The following is an 18902-nucleotide window of genomic DNA, read 5'->3' on the forward strand; positions in this document are numbered from 1 at the left end:
CTGCCGCGCGCTTCGCACCAGGGGGTTGTCCGATCCAGCACGTCTGATGCCTTCCGTTGCCGCCATCACTCGTCGTTCGTGTGAGAGTGAATGCCGGTTAGCCCGCATTGACGCTTCTTTGTCTGGCAGACTAGCGTGCTCCAATCCCGCGCTTCAGTGACAGGCGGGAGTTCCCCTGATGGCAGACACAGCAGATAATTCCATGGCCGCGCAGTCGCGCCGCCTCTCCGTCGAGGAGCGGCTGGGTCAGCTCGAGACGGAGCAGGCCCAGCTGCGCCAGGAGCTGGCGTCGCTGGCGGGTGAGCTGCGACTGCCGGGCATGTACCTGGCGGTGGACGCGGCGGGTACCAGCGCGCTGATGGACGCGGAGACGGTGCAGGAGGTGGTGCGGCTGGTGGAGCTGGAGCCGCTGCCCGGGGCGCCCGCGCACGTAGCGGGGACCTTCGTCTACCGGGGCAGCCCGGCCGTCGTCGTGGACCTGGCGGCGCTCCTGGGGGTGAAGCGGGAGGCCTCCCTGGATGCGCACCTGGTGGTCTGCGGTGGCGGCGCGCGCACGGTGGCCGTGCTGGTGGACCGCGTGCGCGACCTGGTGGAGTCCCCGGTGCTGGTAGACGGGACGCCGGATGGGGCGTCGCCGCTGCCGTGGGATGCCAGCGGGCTGATGGCGGGCCTGTGCCGGACGCCTGAGGGCGTGCGCCCGTTGCTTCGGACGTCCGCGGTGCTCGTGGGGCCGGAGGCGCCGTGAGCGAGGGGGTGCTCGACGACGCGACGCTGGCCCGGGTCGAGGACGTCCTCCAGGCGGCCTGCGGGGTGACGTTGGCGCGCAGCCTGCGCCGCTCGCTGGAGACGGCGCTGGGCCGTGCCGCGCGTTCGCGAGGCCTGGCGCCCGACGCCTTCCTGCGCAAGCTGCTGGTGCGCGAGGCCGCGGCGGTGGAGTGCTTCATCGAGCACGCCGTCATCGGCGAGACGTACTTCTTCCGTCACCCGGAGCACCTGCGCACGCTGGCGCGCCTGGCGCAGACGCACCCGGCTCCGTGCTTCCAGGTGTGGAGCGCGGGCTGCGCCAGCGGCGAGGAGCCCTACAGCATCGCCATGGCCCTGCTGGCGGAGGGGCTGCCCGAAGGCCGCTTCCGCGTGCTGGCCACGGACGTGTCGGAGCGGGCGCTCCAGCGCGCGCGGGCTGGCGTGTACGGCCCGTGGTCCCTGCGCCGCATCGAGCCGGAGCAGGAGAAGCGGTTCCTGGTCGCCAGCGGCGACGACTCCTCCGTCATCCCCCAGGTCCGGCGCGCCGTGGAGTTCCGGCGCCACAACCTGGCCGTGGACCCACCGCCCTTCATGGGCCTGGGCGCCATCTTCTGCCGCAACGTGCTCATCTACTTCCCGACCGAGCTGGCGCGGGAGGTGCTGAAGCGCTTCCTCGCCGCGCTGGCTCCCGGTGGGCTGCTCTTCGTCTCTCCGGCGGAGGTGCCGCTCACCAATGGCCTGGGCCTGGAGACGGTGGACGCCGAGGGCAGCGTGGCGCTTCGACTCCCGGTGCCGGGCGCTCCTCGCGCCGTGACGTCCGAGGCGCGGCTTGCTCGCCTGGGGGCGGGCCGCAACCAGGTGGCCTCGGCGGTGCCTCCAGCCCGGTGGCCGCAGGCGTTGGCCGCTTCAAGGGCGCGCGTGCCGACCCGGGGCGCAGCGCCGTCCACGCAGGGCAGGCCGCTGACGTTTGACACGTCCCCGGGCGCGCCCGGAGCGTCGCGTCCTGCGTGGGCCGCGCCCGCGCCAGCCTCCGCCGCGCTGACCGTACCGCGGCCCGTGGACGCGCCCGTGGCCGTGGAGGGCCCTCCCCTGGAGCGCGCCATCATCGCCGCGCGCGGGGGCCACTTCGAGGCGGCGGAGGCGCTGGCGCGCGAGGCCGCGAAGGCGCTGGTCCCCGAGGCGTACCTGCTGCTCTCCATGGTGGCCGAGGTTCGTGGCGACCTGAACGGGGCGGTGGAGGCGGTCCGCAAGGCGCTGTACCTGGAGCCCCGGTTGGCGCTGGGGCACGCCACGCTGGTGGCCCTCTACGGGCGCATGGAGCGGCGCGAGGACGCGGAGCGTGCGCGGCAGAACGCCCTGCGCGCGCTGGACGGACTGGATGATGAGCACCCGCTGCGTGGGGTGGAGACGATGACGGCCGGCGGCCTGAGGCAGGCCCTGGCGCCAGTCGAGCAGGCTGGCTGGCATGGCGTGCGCTGAGAGGCGCGCGCTCCGCACGAGGTGGGAGGCAACGTGGACGTCAAAGAGACGCACCTGACACCGCCGGGCCGCGCGCCGGGGAGCAGGCTCAGTCTGCGGATGAAGATCCTCGCGCTCACCGGGGCGACGGGGGGGCTGGTGGCCGTCATCCTCATCACCACGACGTGGATGCAGATGGGCGATGCGCTTCGCAATGACCTGTCCCGCCGCGCCAGCTCCGTGAGCGTGGAGCTGGCGAAGTCGCTGACGCCCTTGCTGGGCGCGAAGCGCGACCCGGAGCGGCTCGAGGAACTGGTGCAGGGCGCGCTGAGCCTGGGACCCGAGGTCGCCTATGTCCGCGTCCATGACGCGGACGGCGTCCTCCTGAGCGAGGCCTCGGCGGAGCGCTACGTCGGCGAGGCGCAGGCTCCGGCCTCCGTCGAAGGCGATGCCTCGGTGCTCCGCCGCAGGTCCGTGAAGGGCACGGGCCTGGTGGAGACGACGACGCCCGTGCTCGCGGCCGGCGCCACCGCGCACCTGGGCACCCTCCAGCTGGCGCTCCACGAGGAGGGGTTGAGCCAGACGCTGCGGGAGGCCACGCGCTTCACGGCCATCATCAGCCTGCTCGTGCTGGTGGCCTGCCTGGTGGCGGCATGGATTGTGTCCGGGATGCTCGTGGTGCCGCTGGAGCGGCTGGCGCGCGCGGCGGCGGGCATCGCGGCGGGGGATTTGCGCCAGCAGGTGGACCTCCAGGGCTCGGATGAGATTGGCGACGTGGCGCGCAGCTTCGCGGTGATGACGGACGCGCTCTCCCACCTGCTGCAGGACCTGCGGAGCGCGGCGGCGGAGATGGAGCGCGAGGCGGCGGGCGTGCTGGCCACCTCCACCCAGCAGTCGGCCATGGCCCACCAGCAGGCCTCCGCCATCAATGAGACGAGCACCACGGTGGCGGAGATTGCCCAGACGTCCAAGCAGGCCACGGCCTACGCGGACTCGGTCATCTCCCAGACGCAGAAGTCCGAGGCCCTCAGCGCGGAGGGGCAGAAGGTCGTCGGCGAGAGCGTCTTGGGCATGGAGAACCTGGGCGAACAGGTGAAGGCCATTGCCCTGTCCATCACCGACCTCAGTGAGCGCACGATGCAGATTGGCGACATCATCGGCACGGTGAAGGACGTGGCCGAGCAGTCCAACCTGCTGGCGCTCAATGCCTCCATCGAGGCGGCCAAGGCCGGGGAGCAGGGCCGGGGCTTCGCGGTGGTCGCCACGGAGATGCGCACGCTGGCGGAGCAGTCCCGCATCGCCGCGGAGCAGGTGCGCGGCCTGCTCAACGAGGTGCAGAAGGGGACGCGGCAGGCGGTCAGCGCCACGGAGGAGGGCAGCCGCCGGGCGCAGTCGGCCATGGAGCTGGCGCGCGAGGCGGGGACGACCATCCTGGGCCTGTCGGAGGTCATCCGCGAGTCGTCGGGCGCGGCGCGGCAGATTGCCGGCAACACGCGGCAGCAGACCATTGGCGTGGAGCAGATCTCCACGGCCATGAGCGAGCTGACGTCCGCCATGGGTGACTCGGTGGAGAGCACCCGGCGCATCGAACAGGTCGCGGGCAACCTGACCAATCTCTCGAAACGGTTCTCGGACCTGGTGGGTAGGTACCAGCTATGAATGCAAAGGTGCTCATCGTCGAAGACACGAAGACCATCACCAACCTCCTTCAGGTGTACCTGATGGGGTGGGGGCTGGAGTTCTTCGACGCTCCGAATGGCGCGATTGGACTGACCAAGGCGCGGGAGCTCAAGCCGGACCTCATCATCTCCGACGTGCAGATGCCGGAGATGGACGGCTTCGCGCTGTGCGCGGCGGTCCGCGCGGACCGGCAACTTCACGACACCCCTTTCATGATGCTCACCTCGCTGAAGGACGACGCGAGCCGGCAGAAGGGCAAGCTGGTGGGTGCCAGCGCCTTCCTCAACAAGCCGGTGTCCGTGGACGACCTTCGTTCGAAGGTGCGCGACATGCTGAAGCTGCCCGCGACCCGGTACTGAGCGCATGTCGAAGGACGACGCCAAGATGGATTACGCCGGGCTGCGACGCCAGCTCACCGAGGCGCACGCGCTGCTGGACGGCAAGCAGGGGGTGAGCCCCGAGAAGCGGCGCGAGGTGCTGAGCGCCCGTGCCCGGGCCCTGGCCGAAGCCCGCCACGAGGAGCGCCAGGAGGTGCTCTCCGTGCTGGCCTTCCAGGTGGGCGGCGAGCGCTATGCGGTGCGAATCGAGCACGTGGACCACGTGATTGAAGCGCGCGGCATCGCCTCGCTGCCCGGGGCTCCCCGGCACGTGCTGGGGGCGCTGGTGAGCCGCTCGCGCGTGGTGCCGGTGTTGGACCTGCGCCAGCTCCTGGGACTGGAGGGCGGCGGCATGTCGGACCTCAGCAAGGTGGTGGTGGTCGAGGCGGATGACAGCGAAGAGGGGTTCGGCCTGGCGGCGGAGTCCGTCGAGGGGCGCAAGGAGTTGCCGAAGGGGGAGCTGTCCCAGCCTCCGCCCGGACCCTTCTTGTTCCTCACTCCGGACCGGCTGACCGTGTTGGACCTGGAGCAGCTCGGGGGCCCGTCCGCCACGCGGCCCGAAGGGGAGTAGGCACGCGCCATGGATCCTCAGCTCTTGCGCAGCATCTGGCCGGTGTTCTCCGCGGAGACGCGCGAGCAGATTCAAGCCATCGGGTCGAAGGTGTTGGGGCTGGAGGGCCCGGCGCAGGGGCGTGAGCCGGACCTGCTCCCGTCGCTCAAGCGGCTGGTCCACAGCCTCAAGGGCTCCGCGGCCAGCCTGGGCCTGGACGACATCGAGCAGGTGGTGCACGCCATCGAGGACGGGCTGGCCACCTTCAATCAAGAGGAGCGGCTGCCCCGCGACCTGGTGGAGGCCATGCTGCGCGGCCTCTCCGCCATCGAAGGCGCCATGGCCCGTGGCGACGCCGGCCAGTCGCCCGTGGTGGAAGGCCTGTCCTCGCTGCTGGCCGCCCTGGGGCACGAGCCCGCGGAGGCCGTCCCCCAGACGGCGGCCTCGGGCGCGGCCGCGCAGGGGCTGGAGGTGCTGGACCTCCTCGAGGCGGGGTTGAGCGCGCTGTGCTCGCCGGACGTGCCGGACCGGGCCGCGGTGGTGCGCACGGCGGTGGAGCGGGCCCGCGCGTTGAAGGCGTCCGCCGAGTCCGCCGGAGCGCGGAAGGTGGCCACGCTGGCGGAAGCCGCGGCGCTGGGCTTCACGCGCATGGAGCCGGGCGGTGACTCCGCGGGGCTGGCCGCCGCGGACGTGGCTGGCACGCTGGTGGAGCTGCGGACGGCGTTGGAGGCCGCGGGTGGGGCAGGGGCGGTGGCTCGCGCCGTCCATGCGCTGCGCGAGTCGCCGTCCCCCGCGCCGGTGGAAGGCGCGGCGGCGCAGGGGGCCCCGGCCGCGGTGGCCATGCCGGAGTCCCGAGGCCCGGCGGACCAGACGGTGCGCGTGTCGGTGAAGACGCTGGAGTCCATCGCGCTTCAGGTGGAGCTGCTCCTGGCCGGACGCGCGCAGCAGACGCGGCGGGGCGCGGCGCACCGCGTGTTGATGGACGGCATGCGCGAGGTGCTGATGCACCTGGAGCGCGCGTCGTCGCAGCTCGCGATGGCGGGCGGCGGTCCCGCGCTGGAGCCGCTCCGCGCGGGCGTGACGCAGATGCGCGGGCTGCAGAAGCAGCTCCTGGAGCTGACGAAGGAGTCCCACCGCGACGGTGAGCAGCTCACGCTGGTGGCCCAGGTGGCGCGCGATGACCTGCGCGACCTGCGCATGGTGCCGGCCTCGCAGGTGCTGGAGCCGCTGCGGCGCACCGTGCGCGAGACGTCCGCGCGGCTGGACAAGCAGGTGACGCTGGAGCTGACGGGCGGCGAGGTCCGGTTGGACCGGCGCATCCTCGACGCGCTGAAGGACCCGCTGCTGCACCTGGTGCGCAACGCCATTGACCATGGCCTGGAGTCCACCGAGGAGCGGCGGGCCGCGGGCAAGCCCGAGGCGGGACGCCTGACGGTGCGGGTGGAGCCCCGGGGCCCGCGCATCGCGGTGGTGGTGGAGGATGACGGCTCCGGCTTGTCTCCCAGCCGGGTGCGCGCCACGGCGGTGCGGCGGGGGCTGCTCCCGGCCGACGAGGCGGAGAAGCTGTCGGACGCGCAGGCGGCGCGCCTCATCTTCCAGCCGGGCTTCTCCACGCGGGAGCAGGTGACGGCGACGTCCGGGCGGGGCGTGGGCCTGGACGTGGTGCAGGCGACGGCGCAGCGGCTCCAGGGCTCGGTGGACGTGGCCTTCACGGCGGGGCAGGGAACGCGCTTCACCGTGGACCTGCCGCTGACGCTGGCCGCGGCGCTGGGGTTGCTCGTGCGCACGGGCACCACGGTGTCCGCCATTCCCTCCGACAGCGTGAACCGCATCCTCCGGCTGAACCCGGATGACGTGGGCACCGTCGCGGGCCGCGTGGTGGCGCGCCTGGACGGGGCGCAGCTCACGTTCCTGTCGCTGGCGGAGGCCATTGGCCTGCCCCGGCTGCCGCTGGCGCTGGACTCCGGCAAGGTGCAGGCCGCCGCGCTGCTGACGGTGGGCGAGGACAAGGTGCTGTACGCCATCGACGAGGTGGTGGGGCAGCAGGAGATTGTCGTCCGCTCGCTGGGGCGTCACCTCAAGGGGGTGCGGCACTTGGCGGGCGCGGCGGTGCTGGATGACGGCCGCGTGGTGCCGGTGCTCAACGCGGCGGAGCTGGTGCGCGCGGCGCGTCCGGAGACGCGCTCGGTGGCGCGTGAGACGACGCGGCCGCGCATCCTCGTGTGTGACGACGCGCTCACCACGCGCTTCGCCATGAAGTCGCTGCTGGAGATCGCCGGCTACCCGGTGGTGACGGCGGCGGATGGGGAAGAGGCGTGGGGCATCCTGGAGCGCACGCCCTGCCAGCTGGTGGTCAGCGACTGGCAGATGCCCCGGCTGGACGGCGTGGGGCTGGCGCGGCGAATCAAGTCGCACCCGCAGCTGCACCGCACGCCCATCATCCTGGTGACGTCGCTCGACAGTCCCGAGGACCGCGCCGCCGGTCTGGAGGCGGGCGCGGACGGGTACCTCGTCAAGCGCGAGGTGGAGCGAGGCCGCCTGCTGGAGCTGGTGCGCCAGCTGCTGCCCGCGTCCTGACGGCGGCGCGCCTCACGCGTCGCGCGGCGCCACGGGCACGGTGTCGTCCACCGGCAGGTGGACCACCCAACCGTTGCCGGTCTCCTCCGGCGACGAGAGGCCTCCCCGCAGCCGCTGCGTCAGGTGCCGCAGCAGCGTGACTGTCTTGTCCGGCAGCGCCTTGCCACTCCGGAGGTTGACGCGCAGCTGCCACACGCCCGCGTCCCCCGCGGCTTCCACGCGCACCGCCGCGGGCGCGCCCGACGCCGCCACCGCGCGGGCCAGCGTGCGCACCAGCAGCTCCACGTCATCCCGGGAGCCGGAGATGGCCACGGGCCGGTCCGGAAGCGTCAGCGTCGTGTCCACGCCGCGCTGGCCGCGCGCGGCGGGGATGAAGGCCGTGCGCAACATGGGGCGCAGGTCCTCCACGCCCTCGTCCCGCACCTTCGCCAGCCGGCGCTCGATGATGGCGCTCTGGTCGTCCGCCGAGCGGCGCAGCCGCTCCAGGTAGCGCTGGAGGGGGGCCGTCAGCCCGCCCGCCGTTCCCTTCAGCATCATGTCCACGTATCCCTTGATGACCATCAATGGTGTCCTGAGGTCGTGTGAAGCCCGGGAGCGCCGGTGCTCCTGGTTCACCACCTGCCGCTCCAATCGCCGCTGCGTCTTCAGCAGGTGCACGTGCCGCGCCGCCGCGTCCGATTCGCGGGCATGCGCCGCGAGCAGCACTGCGCCGAGGGCCGACAGCCGCGCGAGCACCCGCGCGTCCCGGCCGGTGGGCCGTTCGGGCCACACCACCAGGGCCGGCCGACGGCTCACCCTTCCCCTGCCGCGCGTGGCCGTGACGACCCCTGTCGCCGCGACGCAGACGCGCCCGTCATAGAAGGCCGCTCCGGAAGCGCCCGTCATCCGCTGGGCCTCGCGCACCAGGGACTCCAAGCCCGCACGAGCACCACAGCGGAAGGCACGCTCGGCGACCGCCGCCAGCGTCTGTTCCACCCCTGCATCGGACTCGTTGCCGATGCGCCACCCCGTCCAAGCACCTGCCAGCACACGGGAAGGTATGGGCACGCCACGCGCGCGCCGCAACACTGCTCAGGGTGGGAGCCGGGCGGCCACGAATCGGAAATCCTTTTCCCTGCAGGGCGTGTGAACCCCCCACTTTTTACCGTCAGGGGGAACGGAGCCGCCGCGCAACCCCGCTCAACTCCTGAGAAAGCCCCCCTGGCCAGGCACTTGCTAACGGCATCCGGCACGGGTGGCGGAAGGGGCGAATGGGGACTCTCGATTACTACGCGGCGATCGCTCGACTTGCACCAGGCGCACTGGCGCGCAGCGCGGTGCGGCGTGTCCAAGGTGTGGCGCGGCAGGCGCTCTATCGTCGGCGTGAGCGCGCGGACGAGGTGCAGCTCCTCGAGTGCTACGGCGCGGCGGATGGCGCGGAGCTGGTGGAGCTGGCGCTGGGCCAGCGCACCTCACGCATCTGGTGTGAAGTCTCCCAGCGCGCGTCCGTGCTGGAGGCGCTCGCCGCGGTGCCCGGCGGCCTGGAGCGCGCGCGGGCCCGTGCCCAGGCCGCGCTTCGCCAGGAGTGGGACGTCTTCGGCACCCCGGTGGCTTTCGGCGAGGGCCGTCCCGTGGACTGGTCCTTGGACCCGGTCAGCGGCCACCGCTATCCGGTGGAGCCCGTGGAGCGCCTGTCGCTCGCCGTGACGGGGAGCGATCCGAAGTACCCGTGGGTGATGGGCCGGCTCGACAGCGTCGTGGCGCTGGGCCAGGGCTACTGGGTGGAGACGGCCGCCGACGTGCGCGCGCGACTGGCGGAGGCCTTCGTGGCGCAGGTGCTGGACTTCCTCCAGGCGAACCCCGTGGGGCGGGGCGTGCACTGGACGTGCGCCATGGAGGTGGCGCTGCGCGCCGCGAACCTGGCGCAGGCGCTGGCCATGTTCTCCGCCGCGCCCGCGGTGGCCCGGCCGGACTTCCTGGTGCCGGTGCTGAGCGCGCTGGCCGAGCACACCGCCTGGGTGGAGGCCCACCTGGAGGACCGCGGCGCGGTGCCCAACAACCACCTGGTCTCCAACTACGTGGGCCTGCTGGTGGTGGGCCTGCTCTTCCCGGAGCTGCCGGGCGCGCCGCAGCAGGTGTCGCTGGCGGTGGGCGGGCTGCGGGAACAGATGGAGAAGCAGGTGCACCTCGAGGGCACGTCCTTCGAGGGCTCCATTCCCTATCATCGCCTGTCGGTGGAGCTGTTCACGCTGGCGTACCTCGCCGCGCGCGGCGCGGGTGTGCCGCTGGGACCCAGGTACGAGTCCCGGCTGCGTCGCATGTTCCACGCCGTGCGCGCGTGGTGCTCCGAGCAGGGGTTGGCGCCGCAGATTGGCGACAACGACTCCGGCCGCGTCTTCCCGCTGCGCGAGCGCGAGGACAACGCGCACGGCTATCTGGTGGGCCTGGGCGCGGCGCTCTTCGGCGATGCGGGCCTGGGCGGTGGCGAGCTCGTGGACGAGGCCGCGTGGCTGCTGGGCCGCGCCGGGCAGGCGCGTTTCGCCGCGCTCGCGCCCGCGCCCGAGCCCGTGTCGGTGAGCTTTCCGGAGGGTGGTTTTCACATCTTGCGCGGCGCGGGTGTCGTTATCACTGTCAGCGCCGGCAAGCAGGGACAAGGCGGAGTCGGGGGACACAGCCACAACGACAAGCTTTCTTTCGAGCTCCACGTCGACGGGCGTCCCGTCATCGTGGATCCAGGCACCGGCACCTATACGCGTGAGCCCGCGCTGCGGAACTGGTTCCGCGGAACGGCCGCGCACAACACGGTGCAGGTGGATGGCGCGGAGCAGGCGCCCCTGGACGCGGCGCGGCTGTTCGCGCTGCCGGAGGAGGCTCGGGCGCGGGTGGTGGCCTTCCTGCCGGGGAAGTCGGTGGACAGGTTGTTGGTGCGGCACGACGGCTACCGCCGGCTGGCCGCGCCCGTGGGAATCGAGCGCACGTTCCGGCTGGACCGGGGCGAGCGCGCTCTGGCCGGACGTGATCGCTTCGTGGGCATGGGCCGGCATGACGTGGTGGGCAGATTCCATCTGCCAGATGAACAGGCGCGAGTGGTGTCGCCTCAAGCGCAGGTCCTGTCACGCGCGGGTCGTGTGATGGAGGAGCCGGTGTCGTTCGAGCCGCTCGTGGTGGAGCTGGGCCCGGAGGGGGCCCCGCTCGCCTGGGTGGTGCTGGAGCAGGGACTGACGGCGCGGTTGGTGCCGTCGAGGTATTCGCCAGGATACGGGCGGGTGGTGCCGTCGCTGGCGGTGGAGTTCCGGGGGCGGGTGACGCCTCCGGCGTGGCTGAGGTGGGTGGTCGTTTTTCGCTGAGTGTCGGGTCGGGGCGTGACCGTCTTGACGGCACGTCGCATGAGGAGAGGTGAGGACGATGAGGGTGATGGTGAGCAGCCCGCTGCTGGAGCGCATCAAGAAGCGGGACGCGAGGGTGGGTGTGGTCGGACTTGGCTACGTCGGTCTTCCGCTGGGCATGGCCTTCGCGGAGGCGGGCTTCCCCGTCATGGGGCTCGACATCGACAAGCGGAAGATTGACAAGATTGAGAAGGGGGAGAGCTACATCAAGCACATCCCCAGCGCTCCGCTGTCGGAGCTGAGCAAGTCAGGCAAGCTGAAGGCCACCACGGACTTCGCCAAGGCGAAGGACATGGACTGCGTCATCATCTGCGTGCCCACGCCGCTCACCGCGTCGCGTGAGCCGGACATGAGCTACATCATCCAGACGGGTGAGGCGCTCGCGCCGCACGTGCGCCGGGGACAGCTGTTCATCCTGGAGTCCACGACGTACCCGGGGACGACGGAGGAGGTGCTCAAGCCGCTGTTGGAGAAGAACGGCCTCAAGGCAGGCGAGGACTTCTACCTGGCCTTCAGCCCCGAGCGTGAAGACCCGGGCAACAAGAGCTTCAACACCAAGACGATTCCGAAGATCGTCGGTGGCTACTCGCCCGCGTGCTCCGAGGTGGCCGCGGCCCTCTACGGCAGCGCGCTGAAGGAAGTGGTGCCGGTGTCCTCCACCCGCGTGGCGGAGCTGACGAAGCTGCTGGAGAACATCTTCCGCTGCGTCAACATCGCCATGGTCAATGAGATGAAGATGCTCTGCGACCGGATGGGCGTGGACGTGTGGGAGGCCATCCAGGCGGCGAGCACCAAGCCCTTCGGCTTCATGCCCTTCTACCCGGGCCCGGGCCTCGGTGGGCACTGCATCCCCATTGACCCGTTCTACCTGACGTGGAAGGCGCGCGAGTACGAGTTCCACACCAAGTTCATCGAGCTGGCCGGCGAGGTGAACTGGCAGATGCCGTACTACGTGGTGCAGCGCACGATGGAGGCGCTGAACAAGAACAAGCAGACGCTCAACGGCGCGAAGGTCCTCTGCCTGGGGGCGGCGTACAAGAAGGACATCGATGACATGCGTGAGAGTCCGTCGCTGCGCATCTTGACGCTGCTGGCGGAGAAGGGCGCGGACCTGGCGTACCACGACCCGTACGTCCCGGAGCTGCACAAGGGCCACGGCTTCAACATGGAGATGAAGTCCGTGCCGCTGAATCCGGAGGCGCTGGGCCAGTACGACGCGGTCCTCATCCTCACGGACCACTCGGACATCGACTACGCCATGGTGGTGGACCGCTCGAAGGTCGTCATCGACACGCGCAACGCCACCAAGGGTGTCAGCAAGGGCCGTGAGAAAGTGACGAAGGCCTGACAGTCATCCGCCGCTCGCCCGGAAACCGACCCTCCGGGCGGGGGGCCTCTCGTTCACGGATTCCGCCTTCGCGGCGTCCGTGAGCGCGGAGCTGCTCGTATCGTGGAGGGGATGGGCTAGTGTCGGGGCGTGCAATCCCTCCTTCGAACCGTGTTTCCCCTGCTGGCACTCTGGGCGCTGCTGACGGCGGCGGCGCCCGTGCCGGATGCGCGTGTGAAGCTGCTCGAGGCGATGTCCGCTGAGCTGGCGCGCAACCACCAGCAGCTGAAGATGCAGAACCACGAACCCCCGTACTTCATGAGCTACCAGCTCAAGGACTACGAACAGCACGCGATCTCCGCGCGCTACGGGGCGCTGTTCATGGACGACGGCTACCGCGAGCGGAAGCTGTACGTCGACGTGCGCGTCGGTGACTACGACTTCGACAGCTCGGTGGCGGAGGGGCTGGAGTTCAGCTTTTCGACCAAGGGCACCAGCTACGTGTCGCGCAAGGAGGGCCCGCTGGACGACTCGCCGCTGGCGCTGCGCACGTCGCTGTGGCTCATCACCGATGAGAAGTACAAGTCCGCGCTGTTCCAGTACCTGAAGAAGAAGGGCGAGGGCGTCTACGCGGTGGAGGACCCGAAGCGCCCGCCGTCCTTCACGCGCGAGAAGCCGGTGAAGCACGTGGCGCCGCCGATGAAGGCTCCGTTCGACCGCGAGCGCTGGGTGAAGGTGGCCCGCGACGTGTCGGCGCGCTTCAACGCGCACCCGGAGCTGTTCGACTCGGAGGTGCGCGTCACCAAGGACAAGGTGACGCGGCTGTTCGTCTCCTCGGAAGGCAGCCGCATCATCACCGAGGAGACGCTGTACGGCCTGCATGTCTCCGCCGTCACCCGCGCGCCGGACGGGCAGCTGCTGGACAACTCACGCAACTTCTACGTGCCCACCGAAGCGGGGCTGCCGGACGCGGCGCGCCTGGACAAGGCGGCGGATGACGTCATCCGGGAGCTGCTGGCCCTGCGCGCGGCGCCCGCCATCGACCCGTACACGGGCCCCGCCATCCTCGCGCCGGAGGCGGCCGGGGTGCTCTTCCACGAAGCGGTGGGCCACCGGCTGGAGGGAGACCGGCAGGAGGGTGACAACGAGGGCAAGACGTTCAAGGGCCAGGTGGGCAAGCAGGTGCTGCCGGCGTTCATCTCCATTCACGACGACCCGACGCGGCGCGTGCTCCAGGACGAGCCGCTCAACGGCTACTACCTCTTCGACGAGGAGGGCGTGCGCGGCCAGCGGGTGACGCTGGTGGAGAAGGGCGTGCTGCGCAACTACCTCCAGGGGCGCCGGCCGGTGGAGGGCTTCCTCCAGTCGAACGGCCATGGCCGCAGCCAGGGCAACCTGAAGCCGGTGGCGCGCATGGCGAACCTGCTGGTGGAGAGTACGAATGGCGTGAGCGACGCGGAGCTGAAGAAGCGCCTGATCGCCGAGGCGAAGCGCCAGGGCAAGCCGTTCGGCCTCATCATCCGCGACATCACCGGGGGCAACACCAACACGTCCGGCTACGGCTACCAGGCCTTCAAGGGCGTGCCGCGCATGGTGTACCGGGTGGACGTGAAGACGGGGAAGGAGACGCTGGTGCGCGGCGTGGAAATCGTGGGCACTCCGCTGTCGGCGGTGAACCGCATCCTCGCCTCGGGGCAGAAGCCCGGCATCTTCAACGGCTTCTGCGGCGCGGAGAGTGGCAACGTCCCGGTGTCCACCGTGGCGCCGGCCATGCTGCTCCAGGAGCTGGAGCTCCAGCGCACCATGGAGGGGAAGGACCGCCCGCCGATTCTCACCAGCCCGGCGGCGCTGGAGTCCCCGGCGGCGAAGCCGTAGCCCTCGCGCCTTCAGTGCCCCAGCCGCTCGTGGGCGGTCGCCAGCACGCCCTGAAGCCGCTGGGGCTCGAAGGGCTTGGTGAGCAGCGGGTTCTTCACCTGCTTGAGGAAGCGCTGCATCTCCACCGAGAAGACGCCGCCCGACATGAAGACGATGCGCTCGTGCAGGCCCGGCCACGTCGTACGCACCGTCTCGTAGACGTCCATGCCGGTCAGCTCCGGCATCATCAAGTCACAGAGGATGACGTCGAAGTCCGGGGTGGCGCGCAGCCGCTCCAGGGCTTCCCGGCCGTTGGCCGCGGAGACCAGCTCATGGCCGCGCATGAGGCGGCGGAGCAGGTCCACCACCCGGGGCTCGTCGTCCACCACCAGGATGCGCCGGTGCGTGGGCGCGGCTTCGCGTGAGGCCACCTTCGGCGCGGGTCGCGCGGCGCGCCGCAGCGTCACCTCCACGGTGGTGCCCTTGCCGGGCTCGCTGTGCATGCGGAGGTCTCCGCCCAGCGACGTGACGATTTCGCGGCAGATGGGCAGCCCCATGCCCATGCCCTCGCCGCGCGTGGTGAAGAAGGGGTTGAAGACGTGGGGGAGTATCTCCGGCGGGATGCCTCGGCCAGTGTCGGTGACGGACAGCACCACCGCGTCGGTCTCCTCGCGCAAGGAGAGCGTCAGCTGATTCTCCGAGACGCGCCCTTCGGGAAAGGCCTGCGCCGCGTTGACCACCAGGTTGAGGACGACCTGGCCCAGCTTGGTGGGCGTGCCCAGGACGCGAGGCACGTCCGGCCCATAGTCCCGCACCACGCGCGCTCGGTGGCGCAGGTGCGTCGCCGCCATGCGCAGCGTGCGCTCCAGGACGGCCGGGAGGTCCACGGGCTCGTCGGCGCTGGTGTCACCCTGGGAGAGGGCGCGGAGGTCCGCCACGATGCGCCGGATGTGCCGCGCGCCTTCCAGCGCCTCCTCCAGTACCTGCTGGCACTCGTCGGCCAGCGGGGCGGGCAGGGTGTGGCAGGGAAGCCGCTGCCGCAGGTACTCGATGTTCCCCATCGTGTACGCGAGCGGGTTGTTGATTTCGTGCGCCACCCCCGCGGCGAGGAGGTTGAGCGGATGCGTCCGCTGCTCGCGCCCCTGCTCCATGCTCAGCCGGGCGGACCGTTCCTCACGCGTCAGGGCTTCCCGCGACAGCAGCGCTTCCAGTTCGCCCCGCACCTGCTGAAGGGTGGCCGTCTCACGCTGGAGCGCCTCGCGGACGTCCGCGGGAAGGTCCGCGCGCGCAGGCGGCGCCAGCTGCTCCAGCGCGGCGAGCGAGGCCCGCATGCGCTCCAGCAGCGTTGGTCCGTCCGACGTCGCGCCGGACCGAGGCTTCGGCGTGTCCTCCTGCTCCATGGTGTGCCCCTCGCGAACCGAGGCCGACGACGCCCCGCGGCTACCGGTTTCCCATCCAGTGAGAAATATATTCGCGTCTCTATACACTGCATCCAATGTGCACTTTTGCAAAATGCAGGGACGCAGCCGCGCCTCACTGCGGGGTAGGTAAGGGTGCGATGGGGATGGGGCTCGCGGGCCGGGGACGCGCCGGGTGGAGCTGTCTGGCGCCCTTGAAGCCGCGCAGGCGCACGTACCGGCGGAAGTCCTGGAGGAAGCGCTCCTGGGGGACGCCCACGGCGCGCTGGAAGGCGCTGTCGAAGTCCGGGCCCTGGCTCATGCCGCGCAGCACCCTCCGGATGGTGTCCTCGCCATAGCGGCGCGCCAGGAAGGTGAAGGCGTGGTGGGCGGCGCCATACACGACGCCGCTCTCGGACTGGTAGAGCGCGTCGGCTTGCGACAGGGGGTCGGCGTTGGGGTGCTGGCGCCAGTAGTGCTCCAGGTCGTCCAGGCTGGAGACGCGGTAGCCCTGTTCGGCGGTGTAGGAGGCCATGCCTTCGCGGAACCAGAGGGGAATCCGCTTGCGCGTCCAGCCGAGCCGGTCCGAGGCCACCTGGTACATGAGGCTGTGGGTGAGTTCGTGCAGGAGCAGCTCGTCCACCTGGCCCTGGCTGGCGCCCCGGGACGTCCAGGTACGAGGGCTCTGCAGCTCGATTTGCTCGTAGCGCGCCCAGGCGCGAAGGAAGTCATGGCCCGGGCGGTTGGCGGCGCGTTCCAGGGCCGCGTGGTTGGGGTGGACAACGATGGTGACGGTGTCGTCGAAGGTGCCCCAGCGCTGGAGACGGGGAATGGCGCGTTCGACGGCGAGCCTCACCTGCACGGCCGCTTCGGTGTCGCGCGGCTGGTATTCGACGTCGATGCCGGTGCCCCGGCCGCCGAGCACGCGGGCGCTCTGGGAGGCGGCGCAGCCGGTGAGCAGCCCCAGGACGAGCAGCGCCGCTGCCCAGCCGGGACTGCCGCGACGCAACCTTGCTGCGGGTGACGCCTGACTCACTCCGCACCCAACCAGCGAAGCACCGCGCGTCCGACATCGGCCACGGTGGAGAAGGACTCCACCTCGGGCGCGGGCGGGCCGAAGTAGAGCACGGGCACGGGGTGAAGCGTGTGTCCCCGGATGGAGAGGTCCTCCACGTTGCCGTGGTCGCTGCAGACGAGCACCCGGGCCTCGGCGGGGCGCGTGGCCACGAGCGCGCGGGTGAAGGCGTCGAACGCGTCCAGCGCGGCCAGGGCGGCCGTCCAGTCCTGGGCGTGGCCGGCCTCGTCCGCCAGGTAGTGCTCGAAGAAGGTGAAATCCGCGCCTGAGGCGATGTCCCAGAACACGGCGGCGGCTTGCTCGGGCGAGCGCAGCGGCGCGGGCAGGCCGTAGGCACGGGCGCTGGCGCCGGTGATGTCGTGGGTGAGGCCCTCCCCGGCGCGGGCGTCATCGAGCGTCCGCAGGGGGACGCCCCCCGCGGCGAAGGCCAGCTTGGAGGCGGAGGGCTTCACCTTGCGGAGCGACTCCGGGGAGAGGACGAACTCCGGCGGGGACGTGCTGGGCCGGCGGGGAACCCCCAGCGCGTCCAGATAGGGGGCGGGGTAGGCGTTGGCGAAGGTGGCGGTGCGGCCCGCCGCGCCCAGCCGCCGGACGATGGAGCGGTCCGCCATCAACCCCCGCAGCGGCGCGTTGGGGTAGCCGAGGACGTGGCGGCCCAGCAGCACGGGCGCCGGGTCTCCTGTCAGGATGGCCGTCTGGTTGGACGCGGACTGGGGCCGGCCGGGGACACCGAAGGTGGTGTCCGTGGGGATGCAGCGGCCCCCGTGAGGCAGGGGCGGGCTGGGGGCGTCCTCGAAGTGGGATAGCAGGTGTTCCCGGTGGGCGAGCGGATTCACGGCCGGGTCCTTCCGGCCAATGCCCACACCATCGATGAACAGGAGCGCGACGCGCACGGCTGGGGACTGTATCCTCGAATCCGACACACATGGCCCTCCACGGCGACCTCTTCAGTTATCCGCTCCCTGAGTTCCTTCAATGGTTGGACAGCTCCCGCAAGACGGGGACGCTCCAGCTTTCGTGGGAGGCGGGCGAGCGCAAGCTCTTCCTGCTCTCCGGTCAGGTGGGTGCAACCGCCGCCGAAGGGCTGCGCGGACGCGTGGCGCGGCTGCTCACGCTGTCCAAGCTGGCGTCGGGGACGAAGGTGCTGGCCGGCTTCGACGAGCTGGCGCGCACCCCGGACGTGGACGCCGCGTTCGACATCCACGGCATCCAGGCGCGGTGGATTCGCGACCTGGGCCGCGAGGAGCTGTTCGCCGCGATGATGGACCTGACCATCGCCGGCCGGGGCACCTTCCACTGGACGGAGGACGCGGACCGCTCCGGTGAGGACTGGGTGCCGTCCGACATGGGCATCCGCGAGCTGCTCTTCGAGTCCCTGCGCTGGGTGGACGAGCAGTCCGACGTGGACAAGGCGCTGCCCATCGACGCGCTCAGCGTGCGCGCGCTGGCGCCGCCGAGCCCGAGCCAGCCGCTGATGCACCGAATCATCCTGGGGCTGTGCACGTCGCCGCAGAACCTGGGGCGGCTGCGCCTGTCCATGGGCGTGTCCCGCTCCTCGGTGACGCGGCGGGTACACGAGCTGCTGCGGTCGAAGCTGGTGGAGGTGGACGGGGCGCCGCAGGTGGAGGCGGATCCGGTGGCGGAGATGCTGGAGAAGGGCGCGGTGCTGATGCGCGAGGGCCAGTACGACGCCGCGGGCATCGTCTGCGCGTCCCTGCTGGCCAGCGACCCGGCGGACCGGCGCGTGCGCGAGTTCGCCCGGCTGGTGCAGCGCGAGCACGTGGCGGCGCTCTACGCGGACATGCCGCCCCTGATGGTGCCCCTCATGATTCACGACCCGCAGGGGCAGGCGCTGCTCAAGCCCGAGGAGCGGCAGATTGCCGGGCTGGTGAACGGCACCTGGGACGTGTCCACGCTGGTGCTGGCCAGTCCGGCCCGGGAGCTGGAGACGCTCAAGACGCTGGCGAAGCTGCAGCGCATGGGGCTGCTGCAGTTCGTCTCCCCGCGCTGAGCGGGGCGGAGGCTACTCCGCGTTGGGCAGGCCCACCGCGTTGAGCCGGATGAAGACCTGCATCATCACATAGAGGGAGAAGGCGGCGTCATCCACGCGCAGGTGCTGCTGCGTGGCCAGGCCCTGGAGCCGGAGCAGGTCGGCGCCGTCCACGCGGAGCAGGAAGGCCTGCTGCCCCAGGGAACCTTCGCCCGCGAAGGCCAGCGCGCGCCGGATGGCGTCCGTGCAGGCGGTGACGCAGGTGGTGTAGTCCCCCGTCATGAACGCGGCCTCGGCGGCGCGGGCGTGGTCGAACATGTCGCCCGGCGCCAGGGCGCTGGCGGGGCCCAGCAGGGTCGGTCCGGGCTGGGGCACGGGGATGGGGGCCGGCTCCACGCGCGGCGGCGGCGCCACGGCCACCGGGGCCACGCGAGGCACCGGGCCGCCAGCCTGCGCCGGCTGGGGCGCGGGCGCGACGGCGCCGGGCTGCTGCCGGTGTTGCAGGTGC

The 18902-nt window shown here is 71.3% G+C and carries 14 protein-coding genes and 1 pseudogene; 10 read left to right on the forward strand and 5 right to left on the reverse strand.

Going from position 1 to position 18902, the window contains the following annotated elements:
• Nucleotides 1–178 precede the first annotated feature (178 nt).
• Genes HV826_RS02435 through HV826_RS02460 form a run of 6 tightly spaced genes read left to right on the forward strand, consistent with a single transcriptional unit; the run spans nt 179 to nt 7386 of the window.
• Nucleotides 179–745, forward strand: a complete 567-nt coding sequence (locus HV826_RS02435; RefSeq protein WP_176415389.1) for a chemotaxis protein CheW — start codon at nt 179–181, stop codon at nt 743–745.
• Nucleotides 742–2223 carry a protein-glutamate O-methyltransferase CheR gene (locus tag HV826_RS02440; protein ID WP_176415390.1) on the forward strand — a complete coding sequence of 494 codons (1482 nt, stop codon included), beginning with the start codon at nt 742–744 and terminating at the stop codon, nt 2221–2223. Before HV826_RS02435 ends, HV826_RS02440 begins: the two co-directional genes overlap by 4 nt.
• Nucleotides 2224–2244: 21 nt before the next feature.
• Nucleotides 2245–3861: a methyl-accepting chemotaxis protein gene (locus tag HV826_RS02445; protein ID WP_176415391.1), complete on the forward strand. Its 1617-nt coding sequence runs from the start codon at nt 2245–2247 to the stop codon at nt 3859–3861.
• A complete protein-coding gene (locus tag HV826_RS02450; protein ID WP_176415392.1) occupies nt 3858–4241 on the forward strand; it encodes a PleD family two-component system response regulator in 384 nt (127 codons plus the stop codon). The genes HV826_RS02445 and HV826_RS02450 overlap by 4 nt, the downstream gene beginning before the upstream one ends.
• Before the next feature lie 4 nt (nt 4242–4245).
• A complete protein-coding gene (locus HV826_RS02455) occupies nt 4246–4830 on the forward strand; it encodes a chemotaxis protein CheW (RefSeq protein ID WP_176415393.1) in 585 nt (194 codons plus the stop codon).
• Between the two features lie 9 nt (nt 4831–4839).
• Nucleotides 4840–7386, forward strand: a complete 2547-nt coding sequence (locus HV826_RS02460; RefSeq protein ID WP_176415394.1) for a response regulator — start codon at nt 4840–4842, stop codon at nt 7384–7386.
• 12 nt (nt 7387–7398) lie between these two features.
• Here the strand turns inward: HV826_RS02460 and HV826_RS02465 are convergent, their stop codons facing one another.
• Nucleotides 7399–8361: a sensor histidine kinase gene (locus HV826_RS02465; protein WP_368670821.1), complete on the reverse strand. Its 963-nt coding sequence runs from the start codon at nt 8359–8361 to the stop codon at nt 7399–7401.
• A 359-nt stretch (nt 8362–8720) separates the two neighbouring features.
• Here HV826_RS02465 and HV826_RS02470 point away from each other — a divergent pair, with 359 nt between their 5' ends.
• From HV826_RS02470 to HV826_RS02480, 3 genes are all read left to right on the forward strand, one after another.
• Complete coding sequence (locus tag HV826_RS02470; protein WP_176415405.1) at nt 8721–10712, forward strand: alginate lyase family protein; 1992 nt, start codon at nt 8721–8723, stop codon at nt 10710–10712.
• Between the two features lie 67 nt (nt 10713–10779).
• Nucleotides 10780–12099: a nucleotide sugar dehydrogenase gene (locus HV826_RS02475; RefSeq protein ID WP_176415406.1), complete on the forward strand. Its 1320-nt coding sequence runs from the start codon at nt 10780–10782 to the stop codon at nt 12097–12099.
• 129 nt (nt 12100–12228) lie between these two features.
• Entirely contained in the window at nt 12229–13953 is a 1725-nt protein-coding gene (locus HV826_RS02480) for a TldD/PmbA family protein (RefSeq protein WP_176415395.1), read from the forward strand.
• 11 nt (nt 13954–13964) lie between these two features.
• Here HV826_RS02480 and HV826_RS02485 read toward each other — a convergent pair whose 3' ends face one another.
• The 3 genes from HV826_RS02485 to HV826_RS02495 form a co-directional block, all read right to left on the reverse strand.
• Nucleotides 13965–15332, reverse strand: coding sequence for a hybrid sensor histidine kinase/response regulator (locus HV826_RS02485; protein ID WP_176415396.1), 1368 nt, complete (start codon nt 15330–15332; stop codon nt 13965–13967).
• 133 nt (nt 15333–15465) lie between these two features.
• Nucleotides 15466–16365 (reverse strand): hypothetical protein, encoded by a 900-nt coding sequence (locus tag HV826_RS02490; protein ID WP_176415397.1) that lies wholly within the window; start codon nt 16363–16365, stop codon nt 15466–15468.
• A complete protein-coding gene (locus HV826_RS02495; protein ID WP_176415398.1) occupies nt 16362–17297 on the reverse strand; it encodes a metalloenzyme in 936 nt (311 codons plus the stop codon). Before HV826_RS02495 ends, HV826_RS02490 begins: the two co-directional genes overlap by 4 nt.
• Nucleotides 17298–17329: 32 nt before the next feature.
• Here HV826_RS02495 and HV826_RS02500 point away from each other — a divergent pair, with 32 nt between their 5' ends.
• Entirely contained in the window at nt 17330–18415 is a 1086-nt protein-coding gene (locus tag HV826_RS02500) for a DUF4388 domain-containing protein (RefSeq protein WP_163787569.1), read from the forward strand.
• Between the two features lie 12 nt (nt 18416–18427).
• On the opposite strand, the pseudogene HV826_RS02505 reads toward HV826_RS02500, so the two are convergent.
• Nucleotides 18428–18902: pseudogene (locus tag HV826_RS02505) on the reverse strand (GTP-binding protein); the annotation flags it as partial.

This window comes from Myxococcus sp. AM010 (assembly GCF_013372585.1).
GTDB classification, from domain to species: Bacteria; Myxococcota; Myxococcia; order Myxococcales; family Myxococcaceae; genus Myxococcus; species Myxococcus vastator.

Coding starts and splice junctions, on each gene's coding strand:
- HV826_RS02435 (WP_176415389.1), top strand. CDS start 179: ATGGCAGACACAGCAGATAATTCCATGGCCGCGCAGTCGCGCCGCCTC.
- HV826_RS02450 (WP_176415392.1), top strand. CDS start 3,858: ATGAATGCAAAGGTGCTCATCGTCGAAGACACGAAGACCATCACCAAC.
- HV826_RS02455 (WP_176415393.1), top strand. CDS start 4,246: ATGTCGAAGGACGACGCCAAGATGGATTACGCCGGGCTGCGACGCCAG.
- HV826_RS02460 (WP_176415394.1), top strand. CDS start 4,840: ATGGATCCTCAGCTCTTGCGCAGCATCTGGCCGGTGTTCTCCGCGGAG.
- HV826_RS02475 (WP_176415406.1), top strand. CDS start 10,780: ATGGTGAGCAGCCCGCTGCTGGAGCGCATCAAGAAGCGGGACGCGAGG.
- HV826_RS02485 (WP_176415396.1), bottom strand. CDS start 15,332: ATGGAGCAGGAGGACACGCCGAAGCCTCGGTCCGGCGCGACGTCGGAC.
- HV826_RS02500 (WP_163787569.1), top strand. CDS start 17,330: ATGGCCCTCCACGGCGACCTCTTCAGTTATCCGCTCCCTGAGTTCCTT.